Origin of the sequence: Tepidicaulis marinus, assembly GCF_000739695.1 — a bacterium.
Taxonomy (GTDB): domain Bacteria; phylum Pseudomonadota; class Alphaproteobacteria; order Parvibaculales; family Parvibaculaceae; genus Tepidicaulis; species Tepidicaulis marinus.
The window spans coordinates 340,632-366,051 of the sequence record NZ_BBIO01000001.1 but is presented as its reverse complement, the minus strand read 5'-3'; the positions used below and the strand labels follow the sequence as shown (position 1 = coordinate 366,051).

Genomic DNA, 25,420 nt, shown 5'->3' with positions numbered 1-25,420 from the left:
CATCGAGGAGTATGTGTGAGGGAGATGACATGCCGCACCTCAGTCCATGGAGGCGGGCCCCGCAGCGCGCCGTCTTGACCGTCTCGGCAATCGCGCTCTGCGTATTGCCGGTCCAGAACCTGCAAGCAGGCGGTCCGTTCTCAGAAACTCAATTCACGCCCGATTGGCGCATTGCCGCGCCCTTCAGCATCGAAAGAGACAGCGCCGGAGAAGAACCGGAAGACGCCGCAGGGCAGCAACGCGCAGAAGCCGCACCAAGCACGGGAGCAGCCGGTTCAGCAGGCGCCAGCGCCGGCGGCATCGGCGCGGGCACGGTCGCGGCCATTGCCGGCGGGGTTGCCGTTGTCGGCGGCGCCGTGGCGCTCGGCGCGAGCGGGGGAGGAGGCGGCGATGATGGCGGCGGGGGCGGCAGCTCCGTCGGCAGCTCTGTCGTCACCGACCCGGCGACACCGGCCGCCGTCAACGCTTTCCGCACCTCCGAATATCTCGCCCATGGCGGCTATGACCGGGTCAATCTCGCCCATGCTTATGCGCGGGGGTACACAGGTGCGGGCCACACCATCGCCATTCTCGACGATGGCTATCAGCTGAACCATCCTGAATTTTCCGGGAAAATTCTGGTTCAGTTCAATGCGGCAGGCAATCCCCTGCCCGGCGCCATGCCCATCGAGACCCACGGCACCCACGTGACCGGCATCGCCGCAGCACGGAAAGACAATGTCGGCATGCACGGGGCGGCGTTCGACGCGAACCTTGCGCTTTATCAGTTCGGCACGCTCGATCAATCCGCCGCGCAGTTCACCCGCGCCGGTATTCTGGGCGCCACGGTCATCAGCAATAGCTGGGGCTATAATGCGCGCATCTCCGATGTGCAGGCGGAAATCGCAGGCGGCAAAAGCACGGCCAGCGCGCTTGCCAGCGTTGTCGGCGGCACGGCCTCGGACTGGCAGAACTTTTTGAACGCCATGGACGGCGCGCAGGATGCCGGAAGCGTCATCGTCTTTGCCGCTTCCAACAACCCCGCCCTTGGCGGCATCGATGTCTCCTCGGGCATGCCGCTTGTCGATAACCGTCTGATGGGCCAATGGCTGGCGGTGACGAATGTAAACAGCAGCGATCAGGTCGTGAGCGTCGGCTGCGGGCAGGCCCAGGCGTTTTGTCTGGCCGCGCCCGGCACGAATATCTATTCCACCGTGCCCACCAGCACCTATGGCAATCTTTCCGGCACCTCCATGGCGACCCCGCTTGTCAGCGGCGCCGTCGTTTTGGTGGTGGAGGGGCTCGGCCTTTCCCCGGAAGAAGCGGTGAACCGCCTTCTCACCACGGCTGACAGATCCTTTGCCGGCTATAGCGCCAATGCGCATGGCCAAGGCATTCTCGATCTCGATGCGGCGACAAGCCCCATTGGGCGCGTCCAGGTACTTGCCAGCGGCAATGTGCATGATGGCGGCACAGGCCCCGGCATCATGCAGACAGTGCTCAGTGCCTCGCGCGCCTTCGGCGATGCTTTTACAAAGGCGCTGGACGGGCTGCGGATCGCCGCTTTCGATGAGGGCGGGGCTGCCTTTCTTTATAATCTGGGTGACAGGGTCGCCGTTCAAGAACCCGTCACCACCGCGCTCGACACACTGCAATCGCTCGGCACACGAACGGACCTCACAAAAACGGCACTGCCGGGCGGCGGCGGCGTTTCCATCGCCGTGCGGGACGCCGATCTCGATTTCCGCTCAACGCAGCTCGGCACGGGCGTTGAAATCGATGCCGCGTTTCTCGACACCCCGCTCTGGGGCGGCACTTTGAGCGCCGGGTTTCATCAAAGCAGCGGCGAGTTTCTGAACCGGCTCGCGCCTGAAGCCGCGCAAACGGCCTTTGCCTATAGACCTGAAATGTTCTCGGTGCCTTATGCGGGCTTTGCCGAGGACGGTTATTCGGCGGGTCTTGAAATGCCGCTCGGGGACAAAGCCAGCATCGGCGTTCTGTCCTTCGAAGGAGAAGGCAATGAGGACCGGGCCTTTGACGGGTTCGGCGCCCTCACCACGCTTTCCTTGCGCCCCACCGATAGGATTGCCATCGGGATCGATGGCGGGGCGATGAGCGAGGACGGAACGGTGCTTGGCACCGATGCGCGCGGCGGACTTGGTCTTGGTGAAGACTCCCGCACCGCCTTTGCCGGCATCCGCGCGGAGGCCGGGATCGACGAGCATTGGACCCTCCTCGGCAGCTACCATCATGGCTGGACGGTCGTCGGCGGCTCCGCCTCCGCCATCGTCACCTCGGTGGGAAACGTCAAGACACAGCAAATGTCGGGCGGGCTCATTGGCGAGCATCTCTTTTCAAAAGACGATGCGCTCGGCCTTGCGGTCTCGCAGCCGCTGCGTATCACAGGCGGGCAGACATCGCTCAATCTTCCCGTCTGGCGGGATTGGAACGGCGATATTCTGACCCGCCATCAGGACGTCTCGCTGCGCCCCTCCGGCCAAGAAACCCGCTATGAGGTAACCTACGGGTTCGATATCGACCCGAGCACCCGCCTGACCGGGCTTACGTTCCACCGGAGCGACGCCGATCACATCGCCGGGCGCCAGGAAACGGCGGCGGTCCTGCGCCTGCAGCACCGGTTCTAGCAAAGAAAAGCCCGTGACCCAGGGAGCTGGAGGGTCACGGGCTTCAAGAGGCGCCTTATGGCTTGGAACCGGCGCCTGCTCTTTGATCACTCAAAGCTATTCGGCGGCGTCTGCAACCGAGAGGCCGAGGCGGCTTGCGACACCTTCCCCGTAAGCCTTGTCGGCCTTCAGGAAATGGCCGATCTGGCGGCGCTGAATGTCTTCCGGCACGCCGTTCATGGCGCCGGCAATGGCATCGAGGAGATGCGTCTTCTGCACCTCGTTCATCAGACGGAAAAGATCGCCCGCCTGGCGGTAATCGTCATTGCCTTCGCGGTGATCGTAATGATCCGCGTCGCCGGAAATTTTTAGCGGCGGCTCTTTGAAGCGCGCGCCGTCCACCGGCCCACCGAAACTGTTGGGCTCATAGACGGGCGCCGCGCCGCCATTGCCGTCCACCCGCATCGCCCCGTCGCGCTGATAGGAATGCACCGGACAGCGCGGCTTGTTGGCCGGGATCTGCGTATAGTTCACGCCGAGCCGGTAGCGGTGCGCATCCTGATAGGCAAAGAGACGCGACTGCAGCATCTTGTCCGGCGAGAAGCCGATACCGGGCACCGTGTTATTGGGCTCGAAAGCGGCCTGCTCGATATCGGCGAAATAGTTTTCCGGATTGCGGTTGAGCTCCATGATGCCGACTTCGATGAGCGGATAATCACCATGCGGCCAGACCTTGGTGAGATCGAAGGGATTGTACCAGGTCTTTTCCGCATCGGCCTCGGGCATGATCTGCACCATCAGCCGCCATTTGGGGTAATTGCCCTCTTCGATCGAGGTGAAGAGATCGCGCTGATGGCTCTCCCGGTCCTCGCCGATGAGCTTTGCCACTTCATCGCCGCTATTGGTCTCGATGCCTTGCATGGTCTTGAAGTGGAATTTCACCCAAAAGCGTTCGTTCTCTTCATTGATGAAGGAATAGGTGTGGCTGCCATAGCCGTTCATATGGCGCAGCGTTTTCGGCTGGCCGCGCTCGGAAAAGAGGATCGTCACCTGATGCAGGCTTTCGGGCGAATGAGACCAGAAATCCCACTGCATTGTGCCGGAGCGCAAATGGCTTTTCGGGTCGCGTTTTTGCGAATGAATGAAGTCGGGGAATTTCAAGGGATCGCGGATGAAGAAGACCGGCGTGTTGTTGCCGACCAGATCCCAGTTGCCTTCCTCGGTATAGAATTTAAGCGCGAAGCCGCGCACGTCGCGTTCGGCATCCGCCGCGCCCGCTTCTCCGGCCACGGTGGAAAAGCGCGCCAGCATTTCCGTCTTCTTGCCCACATCGCCGAAAATTTTCGCCTTCGTGTATTTGGAAATGTCGTTCGTCACCGTGAAGGTGCCGAAGGCGCCCGAACCTTTGGCATGGACCACGCGCTCGGGGATCCGCTCGCGGTTGAAATGGGCGAGCTTTTCGATGAGATGCACGTCCTGCATTAAAAGCGGGCCGCGCGGACCAGCCGTCATGGAGTTTTGATTATCGGCGACCGGCGCGCCGCCGGCGGTCGTCAAACGCGGTGTGTCGGACATGGCTCATTCCCCTTGGAATTCTGTTTAGAACAATTCCAATGTAAGGAGTGAGCGCCCATCCGTCAAGCTATATTATAATAATTCTAAAAAACAAAAGGAGAGGCAGTGCCTCTCCTTCTTGCGTCCAAACCGGCGGATTTTCACCGGCCCTGCGGGCAACGGCCGCTCAAGCCGCCTCTTCAGCCGCTTTGCGGGCGGTTTCGCAATCTTCCTTGCTCAAGCCCAATTGCTTGGAGACATGATTGACGAGATAGCTCTCGAACTTATGCAGACCGCCATCGGCATAGGCCACTTGCCAGAGCGCTTTCAGAAGGTCCTTCTTTTCTTCCTCGGAGAAAGACCGCTTTACCGTTTCGACAAAGACCCAGGGGTCGTAATTGCGCCGCTCGGCCTGCTCGGCCACCGCCACAAGCTCGGTCGCATCTTCCGGCGACAGGCTGAAGCGCTCTTTCACCACGCGGATGATCGCCGCGCGCTCGGCGGCATCGAAGCTTTTGTCGAGCCGGGCCGCCTCGACCATCAAGGCCGCCGCCGCCAGCTCGCGCCGCGTTGCCGCGCTTTCCAATTGCGGGGCAGGCGCTGCCGGTCCCCGGGCAATAAAATTCAAGATACGGTCCAACATATGCGTTCCTCCTTTTGCGGGGCCCTTGCCGCACCGCCCAGCCGGCAGCGCTGTTTGTGCTGACCTGTGCTGTGCTGGCCGCGTTCTCGTCCCGGCCCGGAAATGATAACGCCGCCGAAGGCAAATGTCCCTCGGCGGCGTCATCTCAGCATTTGTTTTGATCCGGATCAAACACCCGGTCCGTTTCCCGCTTAGTGGGCGAGCGCGCCCGACGGCGCTTTCACCGGCTTCTTGCGCGGGAAGATCATGTCCAGGATCACCGCGATGGAGGGCAGTGTCGTGATCGCCATGATCATGTTGGTCATGAACATGAAGGTCAGCAGCAGACCCATATCCGCCTGGAATTTCAGCGGCGAGAAGGTCCAGGTCGACACACCGATCGCCATGGTGATGGCGGTGAAGACCACGGCCATGCCGGTTTCATGCAGCGTCTGCTTGTAGGCATCCGTCACATTGAACCCTTCGGCCAGGTGGAACTGCACGCGGTTGTAGATATAGAACGCGTAGTCCACGCCGAGGCCGACCGCCAGCACGATCACCGGCAGCGTCGCCACCGTCAGACCGATCTGCAGGATCTCCATGAACCAGTAGCCGAAGAACGTGGCGAAGGTCAGCGGCACCGTACAGGCCACCGTCGCGCGCCAGTCGCGGTAGGTCAGGATTACCAGCGCCACGATCGCCACATAGACCCAGAGGATCATCGGAAGCTCGGCTTCCTCGATGGCATCGTTCACCGCCGCCTGCACGCCCATGTTACCGGAGGCCAGACGGATGGTGACGCCTTCAAGCGGGTTTTCGGCGCGGTATTGCTCCACTGCCTCGACCGCCGTTTCGATGGTCGTCGCTTTCGAGTCTTCCAGGAAGATCAGCTGCGAGAGCACCGAGCAGTCCTGGTTGAGAAGACCCGTGGAGGGCGGCACGGGGCCCACGGCCTGCACCAGCGCGAACTGGTTGCGCGGCAGCGCCCGCCATTTCAGGTTGCCCTCGTTCCAGCCCGAGGAGGAGTTCTTGGCCGCGTAAGGCAGCGAAAGCACCAGCGACACGCCGTCCACGTTCTGCATGTGCCAGGAGAAGCGGTTCAAATATTCCATGTAAGGATATTTGATACAGGCCTCCGACGGCGTTTCCACAACCACGGTGAGGAGGTTGAGGCCAAGCGCGAACTTGCCGGCAATGACGTTGGAATCGACGTTATAGCGCGCATCGTCCTTCAGTTCCGGCGAGCCGGGGTGCAGCGCGCCCACATGCCGGTTCTGGCTTTCGATCACCGCCACCACGAAGAGCGTAACGGAGATGAGGAACGTCACCACCGCCGTTTTCGGGTTCGCGATATTGCCCAGCACGTTCATGATTTTCATGCGGAACTCGCGGGCACGGGCCACACGGTCGGCAAAGCCTTCATCGAAGGTGAAGTAGCTTGCCAGAATGGGCAGCATGAGAAGGTTCGTGATGATCTTCAGCGCCACACCGATCGAGGCGGTGATGGCCAGTTCCTGGATCATCTGGATTTCGATCATGTAGAGCGTGCCGAAACCCACAAGGTCCGTGACCAGCGCCATGGTGCCGGGGATCAGGAGACCGGAGAAGCTGGAACGGGCCGCTTCTTCGGCATTCGCCCCGCGGCTGATTTCAGCCGTGATCAGGTTGATCTGCTGCACCCCGTGGCTCACCCCGATGGCAAAGACGAGGAAGGGCACGAGAATGGCCAGCGGGTCGAGCCCGTAGCCGAGGAAGTGCAGAATGCCGAACTGCCAGACCAGCGAGGTCAGCGAGCAGAAGAGCGGCAGGAAGGTCAGGATCGCAGAGCGCGAATAGAGGTAAACCGACAGCACCGTCAAAATGAAGGCGGCAATGAAGAAGATCACCACAGTCTGCGCCCCGTCGGCAATGTCGCCGATCAGTTTCGCAAAGCCGATGATGCGGACATTGTAGTCCCCGCCTTCGACTTCGTACTTGGAGCGGATTTCCTTCTCCAGCTTCGCGGCCAGATCGAAATAGTCGAGTTTCTTCTGGGTCTGCGGGTTATATTCCAGAAGCTCGGCGGTGATCATCGCCGCCGTGAAATCCTCCGCCACAAGACGCCCGACAAAGCCGCCGCGAATGACGTTGTTCTCGATGTTGCCAAGGTCGTCCTCGGTCATCGTCTCGGCGGTCACATTGCCGCCGATCACGTCATCGGCCCGGATCCCCTCTTCGGTAATTTCAAGGTAACGGGTGTTCGGGGTCCAAAGGCTCGTCACGGTGTGACGGGCGACGCCGGGCAGGAAGAAAATATCGTCCGTGAGATTTTTATATGTCTGGAAGAATTCCTTGTTCCAGACCGTGCCTTCCTTGGCTTCCAGAACCACGATGATGCGGTTCGAGCCGAAAAGCTTCTCACGATATTCCTGGAACGTTTGAATGTACTCGTGCCCGTTGGGCAACTGCTTGTCGAAGCCTGCATCCAAACTCAGCTGCACGGCTGAGTAGCCGCAAATCACCGTGAATACGGCAAGACACGCGAGAATAAGCGCGCGCGTCTTGAAGACTAAGGCTTCCAATAACTTGACCATGGACCTATCCCGTTTCCTAAGCCGCGCACTTGTGCGGCCCCCTTATTTACTTATCAACGCTCCCGCGACCCGCAGCTTCATGCAAGGAGGGATCATCCGTCCACGCATCAAGCACGGGGTTGGTCATCAAACTTTGGGGGGTATGACCGGGTCAGATTGTCCTGATAGACAGGCCTCTTTCCTGATCCAATTAGGTGCTACGCCAGTCGCATACGCAACAGTCGGACCCCCTCCCATGTTTGTTCCCGCTTGCCGGTTCTCCGGTTCTTCTTTTTACGTCCCCGGCTGGGCAGACTAACATTATGGCGCCTGAATTGGCTTGCAGTTTTCGCCCAACCTGACGCTCGATAGCACAGTTTTTTGGGAAATGTAACGCCGCGCACACAAAAAGGGACGCTGCGCCGCAGGCCGTTTACCGTCCCTTTCGCCGCCGCCGCCGCCCGGGCCATCTCCCCCGCCCTCCGATTGCTTCAATTTTAACCAATTTGCCCCGTGAAAGCCGCCGGCGGCACCTTCTGCCTCTTCACCCAGCTTTGATAAGCTTACGATAACTATGCTTAATAGAAAAATGACACAACCGTCATTTTTAGCTTGAAAGCGCCCCTCCCGCCCCCTATCTTGACAATCTGGTAGGGAACGACGGCGTAGCCTTTGAAGGCCTGATCAAGGGCCGGGCGCGCTTTTGCGTTCAATCGGGCAAAGACGCCGGGACAACCGGACGCTCTGCCATTGTGCCGCTTCTGGAGGACTAAATGACCGACATTCGTCAGATCACCAAAGACGAAGCTTATGATGCCGTCGCGCCGGATGATTTTCCGGCCATGATGGATGTCGAGCGCTACGGTGCGCGTTCGACGGCGTTCGACAAGATCATTTCCGCGACCCATGACCATTTCTGGGATCCGCTGGACGAGAAATATATCGACTTCTCCGAGTCCTTCGACATGGAGAACGAGATGATCATGCCGGAAGAGTTCATCGTCGAGCTCCGCCTGCCCTGTTTCCAGAAGCTCTCCGAAAAAGAGAAAATCCGCTTCGCCAACGAAAGCGCCCGCTGGATGCTTTCCGCCATTCTGCATGGCGAGCAAGGCGCGCTGAACCTTTCCGCGAGCCTCTGCCACATTCTGCGCGATCCGGGCGCACAGGAATATGCCGCCAACCAGACGCGCGAAGAAGCCCGTCACGTCACGGCATTCTCCCGCTACGTGCAGGCCCGCTGGGGCAAGCCGCTGCCCGTCGGCCAGACGCTGGGCGATCTGCTGACGGATATCGTCAACGCGCCGGAAGTCTATAAAAAGATCGTCGGCATGCAGATGCTGGTCGAAGGCCTTGCCATGGGCGCCTTCGCCTCGCTCTACACCCGCTCCAACGACCCGCTGCTCGTCAAGCTGACGCAGCTCGTCATGACGGACGAAGCCTTCCACCACAAATTCGGCAAGATCTGGGCCGACCGCACGATCCCGAAACTTTCCAAGGAAGAACAGGAGATCATCGAGGATTGGGCAGCCCATTGCTTCCAGACGCTGCTCTTCAACCTCGTGAACCCCGAGCAGAAGAAAGTGCTTTATCCGCAGTTCGGCCTCGACTGGGAAACCGTGCAGGCGGAAATGATCGAAGCGGTGACGGACGACGACCGCCGCGAGCAGATGAAGGAAGGCACGAATATCTTCCGCGTACTGATCAAGACGCTGCTGAAGGCCGGCATCATCACCGACCGCACGAAAGCCTTCTATGCCACCTATGTGGATATGGACGAGCTGCGCAATGAAGGCGACCGGATGGTCGGCGACGACATCGCCGAAGAAGGTATCAAGTACCTGAAGACGATCAACTTCAGCACGAACACCGATGCGCTCTCGAACGTATCCGCTGCCGAGTAAGCAGCACCTCTTACCTCCCTCGATGCGAAAGAGCGGCCCCCGGGCCGCTCTTTTTTTGCCCGCTTGCTCCTGAACCCGCCCGCTCCTTAAGATGCACCATGATCCTCAGCCCCGACCAAGCCGATGCGCTCAGCCGCCTCCTTTACGAAAGACTGGCGGAAGACGGCCATAAGCTCCCCGCCCCGCCCTGGCCGGTGATCGGCGCGGGCCTGCGCGGGCCGGTTTTCGATCTTGGCGATGGCAGCGTACTGAAAACCGTCGGCCAGGGCCGGGCGCTCGGCGCGGCGGAAGGGGTATACCGGCGCGAGGTGCTGGCGCTTAGCCATCTGCAAGATGCCGCGCTGCCCAATGCGTTCCGCGCGCCCCGCCTGCACGCCCATGGGGGTCTGAGCGGGATCAACGGCCCGCATGGCCCGCTGGGCCACTGGCTGCGCATGGACCGCCTTTCCGGCCTGCCGCTTTCCCACCCGCAGGCCCTTGCCCGGCGCAGCGCCGATGAAATGGGCGAGGAACTGGGCGCCGCCCTTGCCTGCCTTCACGCGCTGCCTGCGCCCGAGCCTGCGCCCGGCGATCCCTTGCAGCGGTTCTTGCAGCTTGCCCGCGCGCGCCTTTCCGCGCCCGAGCTTCTGGCCATGGCGGATCTGATCGGTAAGGGCCTTGAAGAAGAAACCGCCGCGCCGGTTTTTCTCCACGGCGATCTGCATCTTGAAAACGTCTTCTACGACCCTGAAGCCGGTTTCGGTCTTCTCGACTGGGCCGAATGCGGGCTTGGCTGGGGCGAGGCGGAATGGCGGCATTTCGAAATCCGGCCCGACTGGCGCGATGCGATTTTCCGCGGCTATAAGGCAGGCGGCGGCGCGCTCGACCGGCGGCGCTATTATCTTAGCGCAGCGGTCGATGCGCTCACCTCCTATGCCATCGAAGCCTCCACCCATATCCGCACCGCTCAGCGCCTGCGCGGGCTTTTGGAACATTGCCTTCATCAAGCCGGGATCGAGACGGCATGAGCGGCAAGATCACACAGGAAGATCTCGACTTCGCCATTGTCGACGGGCGCCAATCCCCCACCGCCGCTGCCGTGCAGCGCGGGGTTTGCCGTCTTCTCATTCATATGGGTTTTGCCCCGCTGACCGAATTTTCGCTGAAGACCGGGCGGCGGATCGATGTGGCGGGCATCAACGCCAAAGGCGAGATCATCGCCGTTGAAATCAAATCGAGCCTTACCGATTTCCGGGCCGATCAGAAATGGGAAGATTATCTCGATTTCTGCGACCGTTTCTTTTTCGCCGTGCCGATGGAATTTCCCCGCGACGTGCTGCCGGAAGAAACGGGCCTCATCGTCGCCGATCAATTCGGCGCGGAGATTTTACGCGACAGCCCGGAAGACCGGTTGCCCGCCGCACGGCGCAAAGCCGTCACCCTGCTCTTCGCCCGCGTCGCCGCCCGCCGCGCTCATCTCGCCATCGACAGCGGCGTTTGACTTCACCCTCGCCCCGCACTCTCCCTGTCACCCCGGCCCCCGTGCCGGGGTCCACACGAAGCCCGCAGCACTGTATAGCCCCTCGGATTAGACCCGAGTGGAGACGAGCAACAAACCTAAAGAGAAAGCCGCTTACTTCGGCGCGCGTTTCGCCAGAATGCGCTGCAAGGTCCGCCGGTGCATGTTGAGACGGCGCGCGGTCTCCGACACATTACGGTTGCACTGCTCATAGACGCGCTGGATGTGTTCCCAGCGCACCCGGTCCGCCGACATCGGGTTTTCCGGTGGCGGGGCGATGCCGTCGCCTTTGGCGAGTAATGCCGCTTCCACCTGATCGGCATCGGCAGGCTTGGCAAGATAATCCACCGCGCCGAGCTTCACCGCTGCCACCGCCGTTGCGATATTGCCGTAGCCGGTCAGCACCACGGCGCGCGCATCAGGCCGGGCTTCATGCAGCGCCATGACCACGTCGAGCCCGTTACCGTCTTCAAGGCGCAGGTCCACCACCGCATAGGCCGGCTTGCCGGCGCGCGCCAGCGCCTTGCCGTCGGCCACGGTTTCGGCGATCGTCACCTCGAAGCCGCGCCCTTCCATCGCGCGGCTCAGCCTCGTGAGAAACGGCTTGTCATCGTCAACGAGCAACAGCGTGCGCTCTTCGCCCGCGCCCGCCTCGCCCTGTCCTGCCGTTTCCGTTCCGCTCACAGCGCTCTCCTTACGTTCTGCTCGACATTCTGATCTGGTCTGCAGGGCCTTCACCCGAAGAAAGCCCATGCTCACAATTTAGGCTTTCTTTCCGCCCGCGCCAACTTTTGTGCGGCCGGCCAGAGACTTAATCGGGACCCTTTGGACCGGCACCCGATTAATCGCCGCGGTTTCCTGCTTCGATCAGGGCGCGCGGCCATTCCACCGTCACAATCGCGCCCGGCACCCCGTCGCCGCGATTTGCGATGCTGACATCGGCGCCCGAGCGCTCCAGAAAGGTCTTGGCGATGAAAAAGCCGAGCCCCATGCCCTCATGTTCCTCCCGTTCATCGGCAAGGCCGCTGCGCGGGCGCGTGGTGATGTAAGGCTCGCCCAGCTTTTCCAGAATGTCGGCGGGGAAACCCGGCCCGTCATCGATCAGGCGGATATGCATGCGCTCGTTGGAAAAGACCGCTTTGACGATAACTTTATCCTCGGCAAAGTCGCTGGCGTTTTCCACCAGATTGCCGAGCCCGTACATGATTTCCGGATCGCGCGGCACGATGGGCTCGGTCGTCTCGCCTTCCGCTTCAAGCTCGATTTGAATGGAAACATCGGAGCCGCGGTAGGGATCGACGATTTCATTCAGAAGCAGCGAGACGGGCTGGCGGGCAAGCAGCGCGTCGCGCTCATCGGGCTGGCGCGTCAGGCGGGAGAGAATATCGCGGCAGCGTTCCGCCTGGCTGTGGAGAAGTGCAAGGTCCTCGCGCAGTTGTTCTTCATCCGGCAGGCCGCGCTGCAATTCCTTCGTCACAAGCGAGATCGTGCCGAGCGGCGTGCCAAGCTCATGGGCTGCGGCCGCGGCAAGCCCGTCAATGGCCGACAGACGCTGCTCGCGGGCCAGCACCAATTGCGTGGCGGTCAGCGCGTCGGACATGCGTTTGGATTCCTGTGCGATCCGCCAGGCATAAACCGCCATAAAGCCGAGCCCGAGTTCGAGCGCCACCCAGATCCCGAGAATATAAAGAAAATCGAGGACCAGCGGTTCACCTTCCTGCCAGGGCAATGGCCGATGGAAGAAGGCGAGGAAACTGACCAGCGCCGCCGCCAGAAACCAGAGCGAGACGGTGGAGCGCAAGGAAAGCGTCGTTGCCGAGATCGTCACCGGCACGAGAAAGAGCAGCGCGAAGGGATTGGCAAGCCCGCCCGTCAAATAGAGAAGCACCGCGAGCTGCAAAACGTCATAGCCGAAATAAAGCGCGGCCTGCCCATCCGGCAAACGCCGTGTGGTGGGATAGCGCACGGCGAGAAAGACATTGAGCCAGGCAGAGGCGGCAATCGCCCCGAGGCACATGCCGAGCGGCAGATCGAAGCCGAGCGCGAAATCCACCATAAGCACGGCGGCAAGCTGGCCGGCCACCGCCAGCCAGCGCAAGAGCACCTGGGTTTGCAGGCGCACGCCGCTTTCCGTGCCCAGCCGCCGCATCCGGTCTTTACCGAAACGGCGCGGCTCCTTGAAATCGCTGGTGATGGTGTGATCGCTCATCGCTGGCCTTTCTTCCTTCCACGCGCTTGCCCGCATTGAGGCACGAGCATACACGCCTGCCCGCGCGTGCGGGATAAATCACCGCAAAGGCCCGGATCAAGCCATTCAGATCAAGCCGGAGGAGTTTAGGTATTGGCGGGCCAAGGATCGGAGAGATCGCGCGTCTCGCCGATCGCCATGATCCAAAGATCGTGATTGGTATAGCCGCGCTCGCGCCCGGCTTTCATAAACCGCTCCGGCGGCTCGAAGGGCGGCTCGGCTGTGAGCACCACCGTGCCCCAATGCATGCCGACGAGGCGCTTGGCGCCGATATCCCGCCCGATCGCCACCGCCTCTTCCGGATTGGCATGGGAGGCGGCCATCATGACGCGCGGCTCATAAGCGCCGATGCCGATCAGCGCCGTATCGAAGGGCCCATAGGCCTTGCCGATTTCCTCGAAGACCGGGCCATAGGCGCTATCGCCGCCGAAGAACACATGATGGCGCTCGGCCTTGAAAGAAAAGCCTGCCCAGAGCGTGCGGTTCGTGTCGAAGCCGGAGCGGCGCGACCAATGCACGACGGGCAGCGCCGTGATAGTCAGCCCGTCGGCGTCATAGGCATCGTGCCAGTCGAGCTCGACGACGTTCTTGAACCCGCGCGCGGTGAAAAATTCCCCGAGCCGCAGCGGCACGATAACGGTCATGCGCTCCTTGCCGGGCAGGCGGGCAAGCGCGCGCTCGTCGAGATGGTCATAGTGATTGTGGCTGACGACGAGATAATCGACAGGCGGCAGATCGCCGATCGCGATGCCGCTTTTCACATAGCGTTTCGGCCCGAGGCCGGCCGGGCCCGCATAGCGTGTCAGATAGGGATCGGTGAGAATGACCTTGCCATTGAGGCGCAGGAGAAACGAGGCATGGCCGAGCCAGGTCAGAAAATCGCCTTGCTTGACCATATGGTCCGACAGCGCGCGGTGCGCGAGCGGGCGGGGAATGACATGCCCCTCCGGCACCTCCACCTTATCGAAGCTTTGGCGGACCATGCGCGCGAAAAACGGCAGCGTGCATTTGACCGGCGCCTGGCTGCGCACGGGACTGCCGGCGGGATTGCGGAACTGGCCGCCCGGCAAATGGTGCCAGGGCCGGTGCGTGGCCCGTTCCTCTTCCGGTTTTTGCGCAGCGCCGCGCCTGGTACCTGCAGAAAAGGGGCGGGCGGAGGGTTTGTTCTGTTTCATGAATTAGACAGATAGGCAGCCGGAGAGGCCCTGTCCAGAGGGTCTTTCGCCGCTATGGATCCTCAATAGGAAGCCCCTGCCATTTCCAGGGCTTTGACGATGCCGGCATGGCGCCTGTCTCTTGCAAGCGACAGGGCCGTGCGTCCGGTCAGATCGGAAGCCTCCAGATCCGCTTTGTATTCGATGAGAAGATCGACGAGGGCCTCATGACCGGCGCGGGCGGCGATAATGATCGGCGTTTCGCGCTCCGCGCAGGTGCGGTCCGGGTCCGCGCCCGCTTTCAAGAGCGCCTCGCCCAGCACCGCATTGCCGCTCTGGGCGATATAGCAGAGCGCGCTGTTGCCCGTCTTGTCTTTCAAATCGGGCCGGGCGCCTTGTTCGAGAAGATAATGAGCAACATCCCGTTCGCCGAAAAGAATGGCGACGACGAGAGCCGGGCGGCCGAGCTTGTCGCGCGTATCGATGCGCGTGCCGCGCGTCAGCTCCGCCTTGATCGTGTCGAGATCGCCCTTGCGCACCGCCTCGATGTAAGGGGTATCGGGGGTGACGACGGAGGGGCGCTGAATGGCCTCTGCCGGCCCGCTCGCCGCAAAGATGAAGGCGGCAAGGGTCAGCGCCGCGAAAAACACCTGCCTCACGCCCCCGTGCTGTCTCATGCTTGCCTGGCTCCTGCTGCTTTTTCCGTTCACCATCACAAATCCTTGTAGCCGCGCCTTTTCGCTCGAGCGGCGGCTATACTGCATTCAAGGCGGCAGAATAGCAAAAATCTCCGCCCCGCGCCCAGATGACGCGGCCCTTTCAGCCCCGCCCGCTCTGGCCAAACCCGCCCGCCCCGGTTTATCTATAAGCCGAAAGCGTTCAAGAGAGCGCCCAAGAGCAAAGGAACAGAGCATGTCCGGCAGCCAGAAGACCCTTCTTATCGTTCTTGCGGTTGTCGCTGCCGTGCTGGTGGGTCTTTCCTTGAGCACGCTTCTTCCTTCCGCCGAAAATGGCGTGAGTACGCAGGCGCAGAACCGCGCGCTGATCGGCGGCCCCTTCGAGCTCACCGACCATCAAGGCAACCGCGTCACCGAGAAGGATTATGCGGGCCAGTACAAGCTCATCTATTTCGGCTTTACCTATTGCCCGGATGTCTGCCCCACCGAATTGCAGACCATGTCCGCAGCCCTCGAGGAAATGGGGGAGAATGCCGAGAAGGTGCAGCCGCTCCTCATCACCATCGACCCGGAGCGCGACACGCCGGAGGCGCTTGCCCAATATGTCGGCCATTTCCACTCCCGCCTTGTGGGGCTCACCGGTACGCCGGAAGAGATCGCCGCCGCGGCCAAGGCCTACCGGGTCTATTATGCCAAAGTGGAAGATGAAAACTCCTCCGCCGAGTATACGATGGACCATTCCTCGGTAATCTATTTCATGGGGCCGGATGGCGGCTTCCTCACCCATTTCGGCCCCGGCACCGCGCCCTCCGCCATGGCCCAGCGGATGAACAAACTCATCGAGGAAGAGGACGGCGAGGCAAGTTAAGGCTCTCAAGAAAGCCGCTAAGTCCTTCTTTTTCCTCAGCTTTTATGCCTGTCATTACCGCGTTCTGCATTGTGCAGCGCAAAAAATCTTGTCCAAACGTCATAAATCGGTAGAATTCGCGCTGCATTGCACAAATTTTGGGCGCTTTCGCCGCCCCCGCAATGCCGGCAATTGAGCCCCGCAGAAACCGGATATGGCGTGAACCGTTTGCTCTATCAGATGTTCGAACTCAACCATGCCGCCGTCGCGCCCCTGCGGGCCGCGGCGCAGTGGAGCGCGGCAGCGCTGGGGCATGAGAGCCATCCGCTTTACGGCACCGAGCTCGGGCGCACGCTCGCCGCGTCCTGCGAGTTTTTCGAAACCACCACCCGCCGCTACGCCAAGCCGGAATTCGGGCTCGCGGAAACCGAAATCGGCGGCAAGCCGGTGCCGGTGCGCGAGGAAGTGGTCTGGCAAAAACCCTTCGGGCGGCTGTTGCATTTCAAACGCGACGAGGCACTCGTGCCCGCCGAGGCCAAGAGCCGCCTCCTGATCGTCGCCCCGCTTTCCGGCCATTACGCCACCTTGCTGCGCGGCACGGTCGAAGCGCTGCTCCCCCGCCACGATGTTTACATCACCGACTGGGCCGATGCGCGCATGGTGCCGATGAGCGAGGGCACGTTCGATCTTGAAGACTATGTCGATTACCTGCGCGAGATGTGCGCGGTTCTCGGTCCGGACCTCCACATGCTCGCCGTCTGCCAGCCCTCCGTCCCGGCGCTTGTCGCCACGGCGCTGATGAACGAAGACGGCGACAAGGCCGCCCCGCGCTCGCTGACCATGATGGGCGGGCCCATCGATACCCGCATCAACCCGACCGAGGTGAACCGCTTCGCCACGACCCAGGGCTATGACTGGTTCCCGGCCAATGTGATCATGAATGTGCCCTGGCCGCATCCCGGTCACGGCCGGCCCGTCTATCCGGGCTTCCTGCAGCTTTCAGGTTTCATGGCGATGAATCTCGACCGCCATGTCAGCGCCCATTGGGACTATTTCAGCCACCTTGTGGAAGGGGACGGTTCTTCGGCGGCCAAGCACCGCGCCTTTTACGATGAATATCTCGCGGTGATGGACCTGCCCGCCGATTATTATCTGCAGACCATCAAGCGCGTTTTCGTCGAGCATCATTTGCCCCGCGGGCTCTTCACGCATAGAGGCCGCAAGGTCGATCTCGGCGCGATTACGAAGACCGCGCTCATGACCGTGGAAGGCGAGAAGGACGACATTTCAGGTGTCGGCCAGACCTTCGCTGCCCATGTCATGTGCAAGAATATTCCGGATGAAAACCGCGCCCATTATGAGCAAAAAGGCGTCGGTCATTACGGCGTCTTCAACGGCACGCGCTGGGAAGAAGACATTGCCCCGCGTGTCAGCGCCTTCATCCGCAAGCATGATGGCATCCGCAAGCATGACGGCGCCGCTTAAGCCCTCACTTCTTTTCTTCAATCCACCGCGAAAATCTGACGTTCATCGCGAAACGCTTTGAACTCCAGCGCATTGCCGCTCGGATCGCGAAAGAACATCGTTGCCTGCTCGCCCGCTTTGCCTTTGAAGCGGATTTGCGGCTCGATGACGAAAGCGATCCCTGCTGCTTTTGCTTTTTCCGCCAGCGCCGTCCAATCGTCCCATTTCAGGATCAGCCCGAAATGCGGCACCGGTACATCTTCGCCGTCCACATGATTGGCGCCTGCATCTTCGTGTTTCCCTCGCGCCGCGCTTGCAGAAGAAGGCGAAACGAGATGCGCCACGATCTGGTGACCGTAAAAATCGAAATCCACCCAAGCGCTGTCCGAGCGCCCTTCGCGGCAGCCCAAAAGCGTCCGGTAAAAATGCCGCGCCGCCTCCAGATCATGAACCGGGAACGCGAGATGAAAACGGGGTATACTTGACATGAGACGAGCTTAGACGCTTTTTGAGCTGAAACAATGTTGAGTGTGATTCGTCTGCATGTCCAAGCCCCCACGATCCAGCGCGCTGTTGACCAATGTCATTGAAGTCGATGGCCGCCGCCTGCCCGTTACCGTTCGTCACAATCCGCGCGCGCGCCGTTTCGTGCTGCGCGTCGATCTGACGGCGGGCCGTATCTGCGTTACCTCTCCCTCGCGCCGCAGCATGCCCGCCGCGCTGTCCTTCGCCCGTGAGCATAAAGACTGGATTGCCGAGCAATTGCAGATCGTGCCCGATGCAGTGCCCTTTGCGCCGGGCGCGCTTATTCCCTTTCGCGGTGTCCTGCATGAAATCGTCCATGAAGCGGGCGCGCGCGGCACGGTGCGCGTTGAAGAGGCAAGCGAGACGGCACTACCAAAACTTATCGTGCGCGGCGATGAAAAATTTCTCGCCCGCCGCCTTACCGATTGGCTGAAAGCGCAAGCCCGCGCCGCGCTGAATGAGCGCGTGCTCGCCCATTCCGCGCAAGTCGGTGTGCGCCCGAAGCGCATCACCTTGCGCGATCAGACAAGCCGCTGGGGCTCCTGCTCCTCAAGCCGGGCGCTTTCCTTTTCCTGGCGGCTGATTTTTACCCCACCCCATGTGCTCGATTATGTGGCCGCGCATGAAGCTGCTCATCTCGTGCATATGAATCACGGCTTCCGCTTTTGGCGGCTCGTTGCCGAGCTTATGCCGGACTATCGCGCCGCCATGAAATGGCTGGAAAACGAAGGACCGGGCCTGCATCGCTACGGATCGGAAACGGGATTTTTCGAAAGCGCCGATCTGGCGGAGGCTTAAAGCCTAGCGCCATTTGCGCCCGGGCCTGAGGTCCGGCGCCGTTTCTTCTTCCTGGGCCACCGCGCCGAAAATCCGGTCGAGGAAAGAGCGCGCTTCATCGGGCTGCTCGTCGCGCCCAACGGAGAAAGGCCAGTTCTCATCATTGCCGCTTGCAATGGAGGCGGTGCCCACGTCCGAGCCGTCGAAGGAGCCGGGCAAGGCGGAGACGGGCACCTTCTGCTGCGTGCGCACCATGAAGTCGTGCCACATGACGGCGGGCAGCGTGCCGCCGGTCACACGGTTCATGGGCGTTGAATCGTCATTGCCCACCCAGATGCCGACCACGATGTCGGCGGTATAGCCGATGAACCAGGCATCGCGGCTGTCCTGGCTCGTGCCGGTCTTACCGCCGGCGGGGCGCCCATCGAGGGCGGCTTTGCGGCCCGTGCCGCTTTCCATCACTTCCTTCAGCATGAAATTCATGGCGCCGAGGGCACGGGGGGAGATCACCCGGCCCGGCCCGTCGCCGCGGCGCTCGTAAAGCAGGACGCCCGTGCCCGTTTCCACCCGCTCGATGCCATGCGGAATGACGCCGTAGCCGCCATTGGCAAAAGACGCATAGGCAGCAGTCAGCTCCAAAAGGGTCGTCTCGAACGTGCCGAGCGCCAGCGATGGATGCGGCTGCATGGACGATGAAAGGCCGAGACGGCGCGCCGTGCGGATCACCTGATCCCGGCCCACTTCTTCTGAAATCTGCACCGCGACCGTGTTCACCGAGCGGGCGAGCGCGCGGTGCACCGGCATCATGCCTTCGAATTTGCGCCCGTAATTTTCCGGCGACCAGCCATCGACGCTGATCGGCGCATCGACGCGCACGCTTTGCGGGGAAAGCCCGCCTTCGATGGCGGCAAGATAGACGATGGGTTTGAAAGCGGAACCCGGCTGGCGCTTGGCCTGCACGGCCCTGTTGAACTGACTTTCCCGGTAGGAGCGTCCGCCCACCATGGCTTTCACCGCCCCGTCCGGCGTCATGGCGACGAGAGCGGCCTGGCGCGCGCCGAGTTTTTCCCCGTCCCGCGCCAGCGCTTCTTCCACCACAGCTTCCGCCTTGCGCTGCAAATAAGGATCGATGGTGGTGACGACGCGGGTGTCGGAGGTGGGACGGCCGGCGAAACTCGGCAGCACACCCAAGACCCAGTCCACCGCGTAATTGACCGAGCCTGAGCCCTTATACCCATTCAGCGTTGCCGGATGATCGAAGGCATATTGGCCTTCTTCCTGGCTGATGAAGCCTTCACGCACCATATTGGCAAGCACCGTCGCCGCGCGCTCCTGCGCAAGCTCAAGATCGCGCGTCGGGGCATAGCGCGAGGGCGCTTTCAAAAGCCCGGCCAGCATCGCCCCTTCGGCAAGGGTCACCTCGCGGGCGGATTTGTTGAAATAGCGCCGCGCCGCCGCTTCCACACCATAAGCGCCGCCGCCGAAATAAACCCGGTTGAGATAGAGCGTGAGAATTTCATCCTTGGTGAAGCGCGCCTCGAGCCAGAGGGCGAGCAGCACTTCCTGCACTTTGCGCCCAAGCGTGCGGTCGGGTTCGAGAAAAACGTTCTTGGCAAGCTGCTGGGTGATGGTGGAGCCGCCTTGCGTGAAGGAGCCGGTTTTGAAATTTACCCAGGCCGCGCGCAAAATGCCGCGCGGATCAATACCGAAATGCGAATAGAAGCGCTCATCCTCAATGGCGAGCACGGCATGAACGAGATGCGGGGGCAAATCGGCAAGCGGCACCGCCGCGCCGGCAAAGCCGCCCCGGTTCGCAAGCACGGCGCCGTCTTCGAAAACCAGCGTGACGCCGGGACTGTTATCGACATCCCAAAGCTCGTCCGTGCCCGGCAGCGTGACAGCATAATAAAAAATGATCATGCCGAGGAAGATGCCGCCCCAAGCCGCGCAGACCGCCGTCCAATAACCAAGCTTGCCCGCTTTCACCGGCATAGGTTTACGGGAAGAACGCCGGGCGCTGCCGCTCCGGCCACCGCCCCCGCCATTCCCATTGCCGCCCGAGCCGCCTCCGCCCGAAGAGCGTCTTTTGCGGCGCGGCGGCGCGAATATGCCCGCCACCGATTTCAGCGCGCTTAATGATGATCGCGGGCCGCGAATGGCCCAATCGAAATAGCTCATGGAGGGCTGCGCATCGGCCGTGCGGGATTTTTCGCGGACGGTTTTCTTGGCGGCCGGTTTTTTCGCTGCCGGTTTTCTGGCGGGCGTTTTCTTTGCGGCGCGCTTTGCGGGTTTGGATTTTGCCGTCACGTCGTCATCCGTGGTTGCGCGTTTTTTCTTCGCAGCTTTTTTTGCAGGAGGCACCTGCCCTGCGAAGGGAGGCACGGGATAAACATCGCGCAGGTCGAAAGTCGATTTCGGCCCGTGCTCCGGTCCATCCTCTTTCCGCCCGCTTTCCGGTTCGCTGCCTGGCGCCTCTCTTTTCAGGCGTGTCTTGCCCTCGCCTTCAGGCCCAAGGCGCACTGTGCCGAGCCCCTGCACCCGGCGCTCGCGCCAGGTTTCCTGCGCGCTTTCCCGGCTGCCGGATGCATCGGCGCGGGAGGGTTTTTTATCCCGTTCCCCGCGCCTGTTTCCCCCGGAGCTCATATTGTCGGAATCCATCATCGAGAGCTGTTTCAGTGACGCTAGAAAGAGAGGGTTAACGAGTCCTAAACGAGAACCGCATTCTTCCCCAAAAGCTGGGCAGAACTTAGGCAAATCCTCGCCAGGCGGTGTCCCGCTGCGGGAAGGGGCGCAATCGAGCGCTCCCCCTCCTGACGGGAACGTGAAAAATCGTGCGAAAGACCCTGAAATTAAGGCCGTATTAGAGGGTTGCATGGAGTTATTGGCTCAACAGGAAGGTGCGCGCGGCAGCGCGATACCGGACAATTGAGAACAATGGGGCTCCATATGAAATCAATCTCTATGCGGTTGATCCTTGTGATGATCGCGATCGCCACGGGCGCAGTTCTGGCGACCGGCGCGACGCTGACCTATATCGCCTCGGGCATGACGCGCGAAGCGGCGATGACCGAAATCCGCGAAGAGGCGGAAAAAGAAGCTGCCCGCATCGCCGATCTGATCAACCAGCAAGGCGTTATCGGCCGCGTCATCGCTTCTGCCGGCGCGAATGCGGTTGCAACGGGCGATACGGACCGTACCGCCTTTGAATCCATGCTGATACGCTTCCTTGCCGACAACCCGCAATTGCTCGGCACCTGGATCGGTTTCGATCTGAATGCCTTTGACGGCATGGATGGCGGCTATGCGAACACACTCGGCCATGACGCGACAGGCCGCTTCGTGCCTTACGTTGCTTTTGGCGCAGGCGGCAAAATCGTCGTCGACCCGCTGATCGATTACGACACGCCGGGCGCGGGCGACTATTATCTTTTGGCTCACGACAGCGGCAAACCCCAGGCGCTCGAGCCTTATCCTTATGAAGTCGACGGCAAGACCCAGCTCATCACCACACTCGCCTTCCCGGTGAAGGTGAACGATGAAGTGATCGGGGTGGGCGGCGTCGACATTCTGCTTAAAGACGTGGCCGATCTCATCCGCGAGACACGTCCGCTGGGCGAGGGTTATATCTCTGTTCTCTCCAATGGTGGTCTTTATGTCGCCGAACGCAACGAAGAACGCGCCGGCAAGCCCGCCGTGGAATTCGGCATGTCGCCGGAGGTCATGGAAAGCGTGGCGCGCCAGGAGAATGCCGTCTTCACCGATCTTCAGAATTCCGCCGGTGACAATGTCGTGCGCGCGGTTGCAACCATCGACCTTTACGGCATCGACAAAGACTGGGCCGTGGTCGTTACCGTGCCCGAAGCGCGCGTCTTTGCCGCGACCAACCGCCTGCTCGTGACAAGCGCCATCGTTGCGGTTCTGGTTATCGCGCTGGCAGGGGCGGTGGCGTGGTATCTTGCCCGCACGATCTCCAATCCGATCCTGGGCATGACCGGCGCCATGAAGGAACTTGCCGAAGGCCATCACGGCATCGAGGTGCCGGCCCGTGACTGCCAGGACGAGCTTGGCGCCATGGCGGCTGCCGTGCAGGTCTTCAAGGAAAACGCGATCGAGATGGAACGCGTGAAGAAAGAACAGGAAGAAGCCGAGGCCCGCGCCGCCGAAGACAAGCGCCGCGCTATGGCCGAACTTGCCCAATCTTTCGAGGAAAGTGTGGGCAAGATCCTGCAAACCGTCGTCTCCGGCTCGACACAGCTGCGCGGCGTGGCCGACGATCTTTCGCGCACCGCCGAAGAGACCGGCCAGGAATGCGCCGCCGTTGCGTCGGCCTCCGAGGAAGCCAATGCCAATGTGCAGACCGTGGCCTCGGCGACCGAGGAAATGTCCGCTTCCATCAGCGAGATCGCGCAGCAAATGTCGCAGTCGAGCGCCATCGCCGCCGATGCGGTGAACAAGGCAGAAGCCAACCACCAAGTGATGGCGAGCCTTTCCGATGCCGCCCAGCGGGTGGGCGATGTGGTCAAACTCATCAACGACATTGCCAGCCAGACGAACCTTCTCGCCCTCAATGCCACGATCGAGGCGGCGCGCGCGGGCGAGGCAGGCAAAGGCTTTGCCGTGGTGGCGACGGAAGTCAAAGAACTCGCCGATCAGACCGCAAAAGCCACGGAGGAAATCTCCGGCCAGATCGCCGATATGCAGGGCGTGACGGCAAGCGCGGTGGAAGCCATCGAGGATATCCGCAACACGATTGCGAAGATCCGCGAGGCCATGACCTCGGTTTCCTCGGCTGTCGAAGAACAATCGGCGGCGACGCAGGAAATCTCCCGCAATACGGCCCAGGCCGCGCAGGGTACTAACGAAGTGTCTCACTCCATTTCCAATGTGCAGAACGGCGCGTCCAAGACGAGCCAGGCCGTGCGGGAAATGGCCAATGCGACGAACTCGCTCGACAGCCAGTCGAAAACGCTGGAAGAGGAAGTGCACCGTTTCCTCAAACAGATCCGCGCCGCTTAAACGCTGCGCACCGAACAAGCAAAAGGCCGGTCCTCTGGGACCGGCCTTTTCTTTTGCTCCTTTGCCGCTAAAGCCCCGCCGCAACATCCTCGCCAAGGCGCGCTAAAATCGCCGCGCCCATATCTGCATGGCGCGGATTATCGGTGAGGCCGGTTTCCAGCAACATGGTGCCGAAACTGACCGCCCAGCCCTTGGCACGGGCAAGGCGCGCGGCGGAGGGCTCGTACACTTCCAGCGCCTCGGCGCGGGCTTTTTCCTGCGGCAGCAACATCCAGATTGCGGCCAAGTCCGTCGCCGCATCGCCGGCGGTGATGTCCCCCCAATCGATGATGGCAGCAAAACACCCCCCATCGGTCAGCACATTGCCGGCGTGAAGATCGCCGTGCAGCCAGAGCTTTTCTTCTGAAGGCGGGGCAGCGAGCGCGGCGCGCCAGGCTTCTTCCACCGCCCCGGTAATCGCCTCCGTACTTTCCTTCAGCCGTGCAAGACGCGCCTCGACAATGGCGCGTCGCTCGGCCAGCGGTATGCCGCGAAATTCATTGGGCGGGGCGTCGGCGGGCGCCGGCCGGTGCAGCGCGAGAAGGAATTCGCCGAGCACAGGACCTTCATCCGGCCCCGGCGGTGCCCGGTCGGCGGGCCGGCCGGGCAGAAACGGCAGAACGCTCCAGCGCCAGGGATAACCCGCACCGGGAAGTCCGATGCGCAAAGGGGCGGGAACGGGGAGCGGCAAGCTTGGCGCGAGCTGCGGCAGCCAGTCTTGTTCATGGCCGACAAGCGGGGCGGCAAGCGCGCGGCGGGGCAGGCGCAGCAGCAATTTGCGCCCCAGCCGGTACATGACATTGTCCCAGCCGTTTTCAAAAAGGATGAGCGGCAATTCTGCAAGGTCCGGATGCTGCGCCTCTAGGAGCGCGCGAACCAGCTCTTCGCTCGCGTCAATTTCGGCAGGCGGCGTGCCCTGATGTTCCGCCATGATGACCTCCCAGGAAAGAGGAACAATTATACCCAATTCGGAAACAGTCTGGCGCATTATCCGCCATAGTGTTTCTCGGCGCGCTGCTTATCTCAATACACAACGCCACACGAGATCAGGAGGCAGCGATGAAAAAACTTCTCGCGATCCACAGCGCCCCGCCACCCCATTGGGTGGGAGACGGGTTCCCGGTGCGCTCGCTCTTTTCCTATCAGCATGAAAGAGCGGCTGATTTCAGCCCGTTTCTGCTTTTCGATTATGCAGGACCTGCCACATTCGAACCTGCCGCGCGCCCCCGCGGGGTCGGCACCCATCCCCACCGGGGATTTGAGACGGTGACGCTCGTCTATCAGGGCGAGGTGAGCCACAGGGATTCCACCGGCAAAGGCGGGACCATCGGCCCCGGCGATGTGCAATGGATGACGGCAGGCGGCGGCATTCTGCATGAGGAGTTTCACTCCGAGGCCTTCACCGCCTCGGGCGGCACGTTTCAGGTCGTCCAGCTTTGGGTGAACCTGCCTGCAGAGCACAAGATGACCGCGCCCGGCTATCAGGCGATCGCCAAGGCGGATATTCCCGAGGTTGCCTTGGCCGATAGCGCCGGATCGGTGCGCGTCATTGCGGGCGAATATGCAGGCGCGAAAGGCCCGGCGAAAAGCTTCACGCCCATGCATGTCTGGGATCTGCGCCTTGGCGCAGGCGGCAAGACGGCGCTCGATCTTCCCGAGGGATGGACGGCGCTCCTTGCGGTACTCGAAGGCAAGGTGGACGTGAACGGCGCTCCGGCCGGACCTGCCGAAATCGCCGAGCTTGCCCGCGCGGGGCGCGAGGTGGAAATCACCGCGCGCGAAGATGCCAAGCTGCTGCTTTTGAGCGGCGCGCCCATCGACGAGCCCATCGCCGCTTACGGGCCCTTCGTCATGAACGACAAGGCGGAAATCCGGCAAGCCATTGCCGATTTCAACGAAGGCCGGTTCGGGCGGATGCCCGCGTGAAACGCGTAAGCGGCATG

The 25,420-nt window shown here is 61.7% G+C and carries 19 protein-coding genes; 9 read left to right on the top strand and 10 right to left on the bottom strand.

Annotated elements, in window-relative coordinates; all coding sequences use genetic code 11:
- Window positions 1–29 precede the first annotated feature (29 nt).
- Window positions 30–2,624: a S8 family peptidase gene (locus M2A_RS01860; RefSeq protein ID WP_147446337.1), complete on the top strand. Its 2,595-nt coding sequence runs from the start codon at window positions 30–32 to the stop codon at window positions 2,622–2,624.
- 96 nt (window positions 2,625–2,720) lie between these two features.
- Here the strand turns inward: M2A_RS01860 and M2A_RS01855 are convergent, their stop codons facing one another.
- The 3 genes from M2A_RS01855 to M2A_RS01845 all read right to left on the bottom strand — a co-directional run bounded on the left by M2A_RS01855 (window position 2,721) and on the right by M2A_RS01845 (window position 7,352).
- The gene (locus M2A_RS01855) at window positions 2,721–4,178 is read right to left on the bottom strand and encodes a catalase (protein WP_045442100.1); all 1,458 of its coding nucleotides are present in this window, start codon (window positions 4,176–4,178) and stop codon (window positions 2,721–2,723) included.
- A 166-nt stretch (window positions 4,179–4,344) separates the two neighbouring features.
- Window positions 4,345–4,800, bottom strand: a complete 456-nt coding sequence (locus tag M2A_RS01850) for a tellurite resistance TerB family protein (RefSeq protein ID WP_045442097.1) — start codon at window positions 4,798–4,800, stop codon at window positions 4,345–4,347.
- 191 nt (window positions 4,801–4,991) lie between these two features.
- Window positions 4,992–7,352: an efflux RND transporter permease subunit gene (locus tag M2A_RS01845; RefSeq protein WP_045442096.1), complete on the bottom strand. Its 2,361-nt coding sequence runs from the start codon at window positions 7,350–7,352 to the stop codon at window positions 4,992–4,994.
- A 752-nt stretch (window positions 7,353–8,104) separates the two neighbouring features.
- On the opposite strand from M2A_RS01845, the gene M2A_RS01840 reads away from it, so the two are divergent.
- The 3 genes from M2A_RS01840 to M2A_RS01830 all read left to right on the top strand — a co-directional run bounded on the left by M2A_RS01840 (window position 8,105) and on the right by M2A_RS01830 (window position 10,712).
- Window positions 8,105–9,232 carry a long-chain fatty aldehyde decarbonylase gene (locus M2A_RS01840; protein WP_045442094.1) on the top strand — a complete coding sequence of 376 codons (1,128 nt, stop codon included), beginning with the start codon at window positions 8,105–8,107 and terminating at the stop codon, window positions 9,230–9,232.
- 98 nt (window positions 9,233–9,330) lie between these two features.
- Window positions 9,331–10,239 (top strand): phosphotransferase family protein, encoded by a 909-nt coding sequence (locus tag M2A_RS17050; RefSeq protein WP_052379121.1) that lies wholly within the window; start codon window positions 9,331–9,333, stop codon window positions 10,237–10,239.
- A complete protein-coding gene (locus M2A_RS01830) occupies window positions 10,236–10,712 on the top strand; it encodes an MmcB family DNA repair protein (RefSeq protein WP_045442092.1) in 477 nt (158 codons plus the stop codon). Before M2A_RS17050 ends, M2A_RS01830 begins: the two co-directional genes overlap by 4 nt.
- A 132-nt stretch (window positions 10,713–10,844) precedes the next feature.
- On the opposite strand, the gene M2A_RS01825 is transcribed toward M2A_RS01830, so the two are convergent.
- The 4 genes from M2A_RS01825 to M2A_RS01810 all read right to left on the bottom strand — a co-directional run bounded on the left by M2A_RS01825 (window position 10,845) and on the right by M2A_RS01810 (window position 14,809).
- The gene (locus tag M2A_RS01825) at window positions 10,845–11,414 is read right to left on the bottom strand and encodes an ActR/PrrA/RegA family redox response regulator transcription factor (protein ID WP_045442090.1); all 570 of its coding nucleotides are present in this window, start codon (window positions 11,412–11,414) and stop codon (window positions 10,845–10,847) included.
- Between the two features lie 157 nt (window positions 11,415–11,571).
- On the bottom strand, window positions 11,572–12,939 hold the full coding sequence (locus tag M2A_RS01820; RefSeq protein ID WP_244444357.1) for an ActS/PrrB/RegB family redox-sensitive histidine kinase: 1,368 nt from the start codon (window positions 12,937–12,939) through the stop codon (window positions 11,572–11,574).
- Between the two features lie 125 nt (window positions 12,940–13,064).
- Window positions 13,065–14,153: an MBL fold metallo-hydrolase gene (locus tag M2A_RS01815; RefSeq protein WP_052379120.1), complete on the bottom strand. Its 1,089-nt coding sequence runs from the start codon at window positions 14,151–14,153 to the stop codon at window positions 13,065–13,067.
- Window positions 14,154–14,215: 62 nt separating this feature from the next.
- A complete protein-coding gene (locus M2A_RS01810) occupies window positions 14,216–14,809 on the bottom strand; it encodes an ankyrin repeat domain-containing protein (RefSeq protein ID WP_197052807.1) in 594 nt (197 codons plus the stop codon).
- Between the two features lie 235 nt (window positions 14,810–15,044).
- On the opposite strand from M2A_RS01810, the gene M2A_RS01805 reads away from it, so the two are divergent.
- Window positions 15,045–15,677 carry an SCO family protein gene (locus M2A_RS01805; protein ID WP_045442087.1) on the top strand — a complete coding sequence of 211 codons (633 nt, stop codon included), beginning with the start codon at window positions 15,045–15,047 and terminating at the stop codon, window positions 15,675–15,677.
- A 207-nt stretch (window positions 15,678–15,884) separates the two neighbouring features.
- Window positions 15,885–17,141 carry a polyhydroxyalkanoate depolymerase gene (locus tag M2A_RS01800; protein WP_045442381.1) on the top strand — a complete coding sequence of 419 codons (1,257 nt, stop codon included), beginning with the start codon at window positions 15,885–15,887 and terminating at the stop codon, window positions 17,139–17,141.
- A gap of 17 nt (window positions 17,142–17,158) precedes the next feature.
- Here the strand turns inward: M2A_RS01800 and M2A_RS01795 are convergent, their stop codons facing one another.
- Window positions 17,159–17,608, bottom strand: a complete 450-nt coding sequence (locus M2A_RS01795; RefSeq protein ID WP_045442086.1) for a VOC family protein — start codon at window positions 17,606–17,608, stop codon at window positions 17,159–17,161.
- Between the two features lie 55 nt (window positions 17,609–17,663).
- On the opposite strand from M2A_RS01795, the gene M2A_RS01790 reads away from it, so the two are divergent.
- On the top strand, window positions 17,664–18,443 hold the full coding sequence (locus tag M2A_RS01790) for a M48 family metallopeptidase (RefSeq protein ID WP_081875301.1): 780 nt from the start codon (window positions 17,664–17,666) through the stop codon (window positions 18,441–18,443).
- 3 nt (window positions 18,444–18,446) lie between these two features.
- On the opposite strand, the gene M2A_RS01785 is transcribed toward M2A_RS01790, so the two are convergent.
- The gene (locus tag M2A_RS01785; RefSeq protein WP_052379118.1) at window positions 18,447–21,083 is read right to left on the bottom strand and encodes a transglycosylase domain-containing protein; all 2,637 of its coding nucleotides are present in this window, start codon (window positions 21,081–21,083) and stop codon (window positions 18,447–18,449) included.
- 300 nt (window positions 21,084–21,383) lie between these two features.
- Between M2A_RS01785 and M2A_RS01780 the strand changes: the two genes are divergently transcribed.
- The gene (locus tag M2A_RS01780) at window positions 21,384–23,438 is read left to right on the top strand and encodes a methyl-accepting chemotaxis protein (RefSeq protein WP_052379117.1); all 2,055 of its coding nucleotides are present in this window, start codon (window positions 21,384–21,386) and stop codon (window positions 23,436–23,438) included.
- A gap of 67 nt (window positions 23,439–23,505) precedes the next feature.
- Here the strand turns inward: M2A_RS01780 and M2A_RS01775 are convergent, their stop codons facing one another.
- Window positions 23,506–24,408 carry a phosphotransferase gene (locus tag M2A_RS01775; protein ID WP_045442375.1) on the bottom strand — a complete coding sequence of 301 codons (903 nt, stop codon included), beginning with the start codon at window positions 24,406–24,408 and terminating at the stop codon, window positions 23,506–23,508.
- Between the two features lie 128 nt (window positions 24,409–24,536).
- On the opposite strand from M2A_RS01775, the gene M2A_RS01770 reads away from it, so the two are divergent.
- Window positions 24,537–25,403, top strand: coding sequence for a pirin family protein (locus M2A_RS01770; RefSeq protein WP_045442083.1), 867 nt, complete (start codon window positions 24,537–24,539; stop codon window positions 25,401–25,403).
- Window positions 25,404–25,420: the final 17 nt, after the last annotated feature.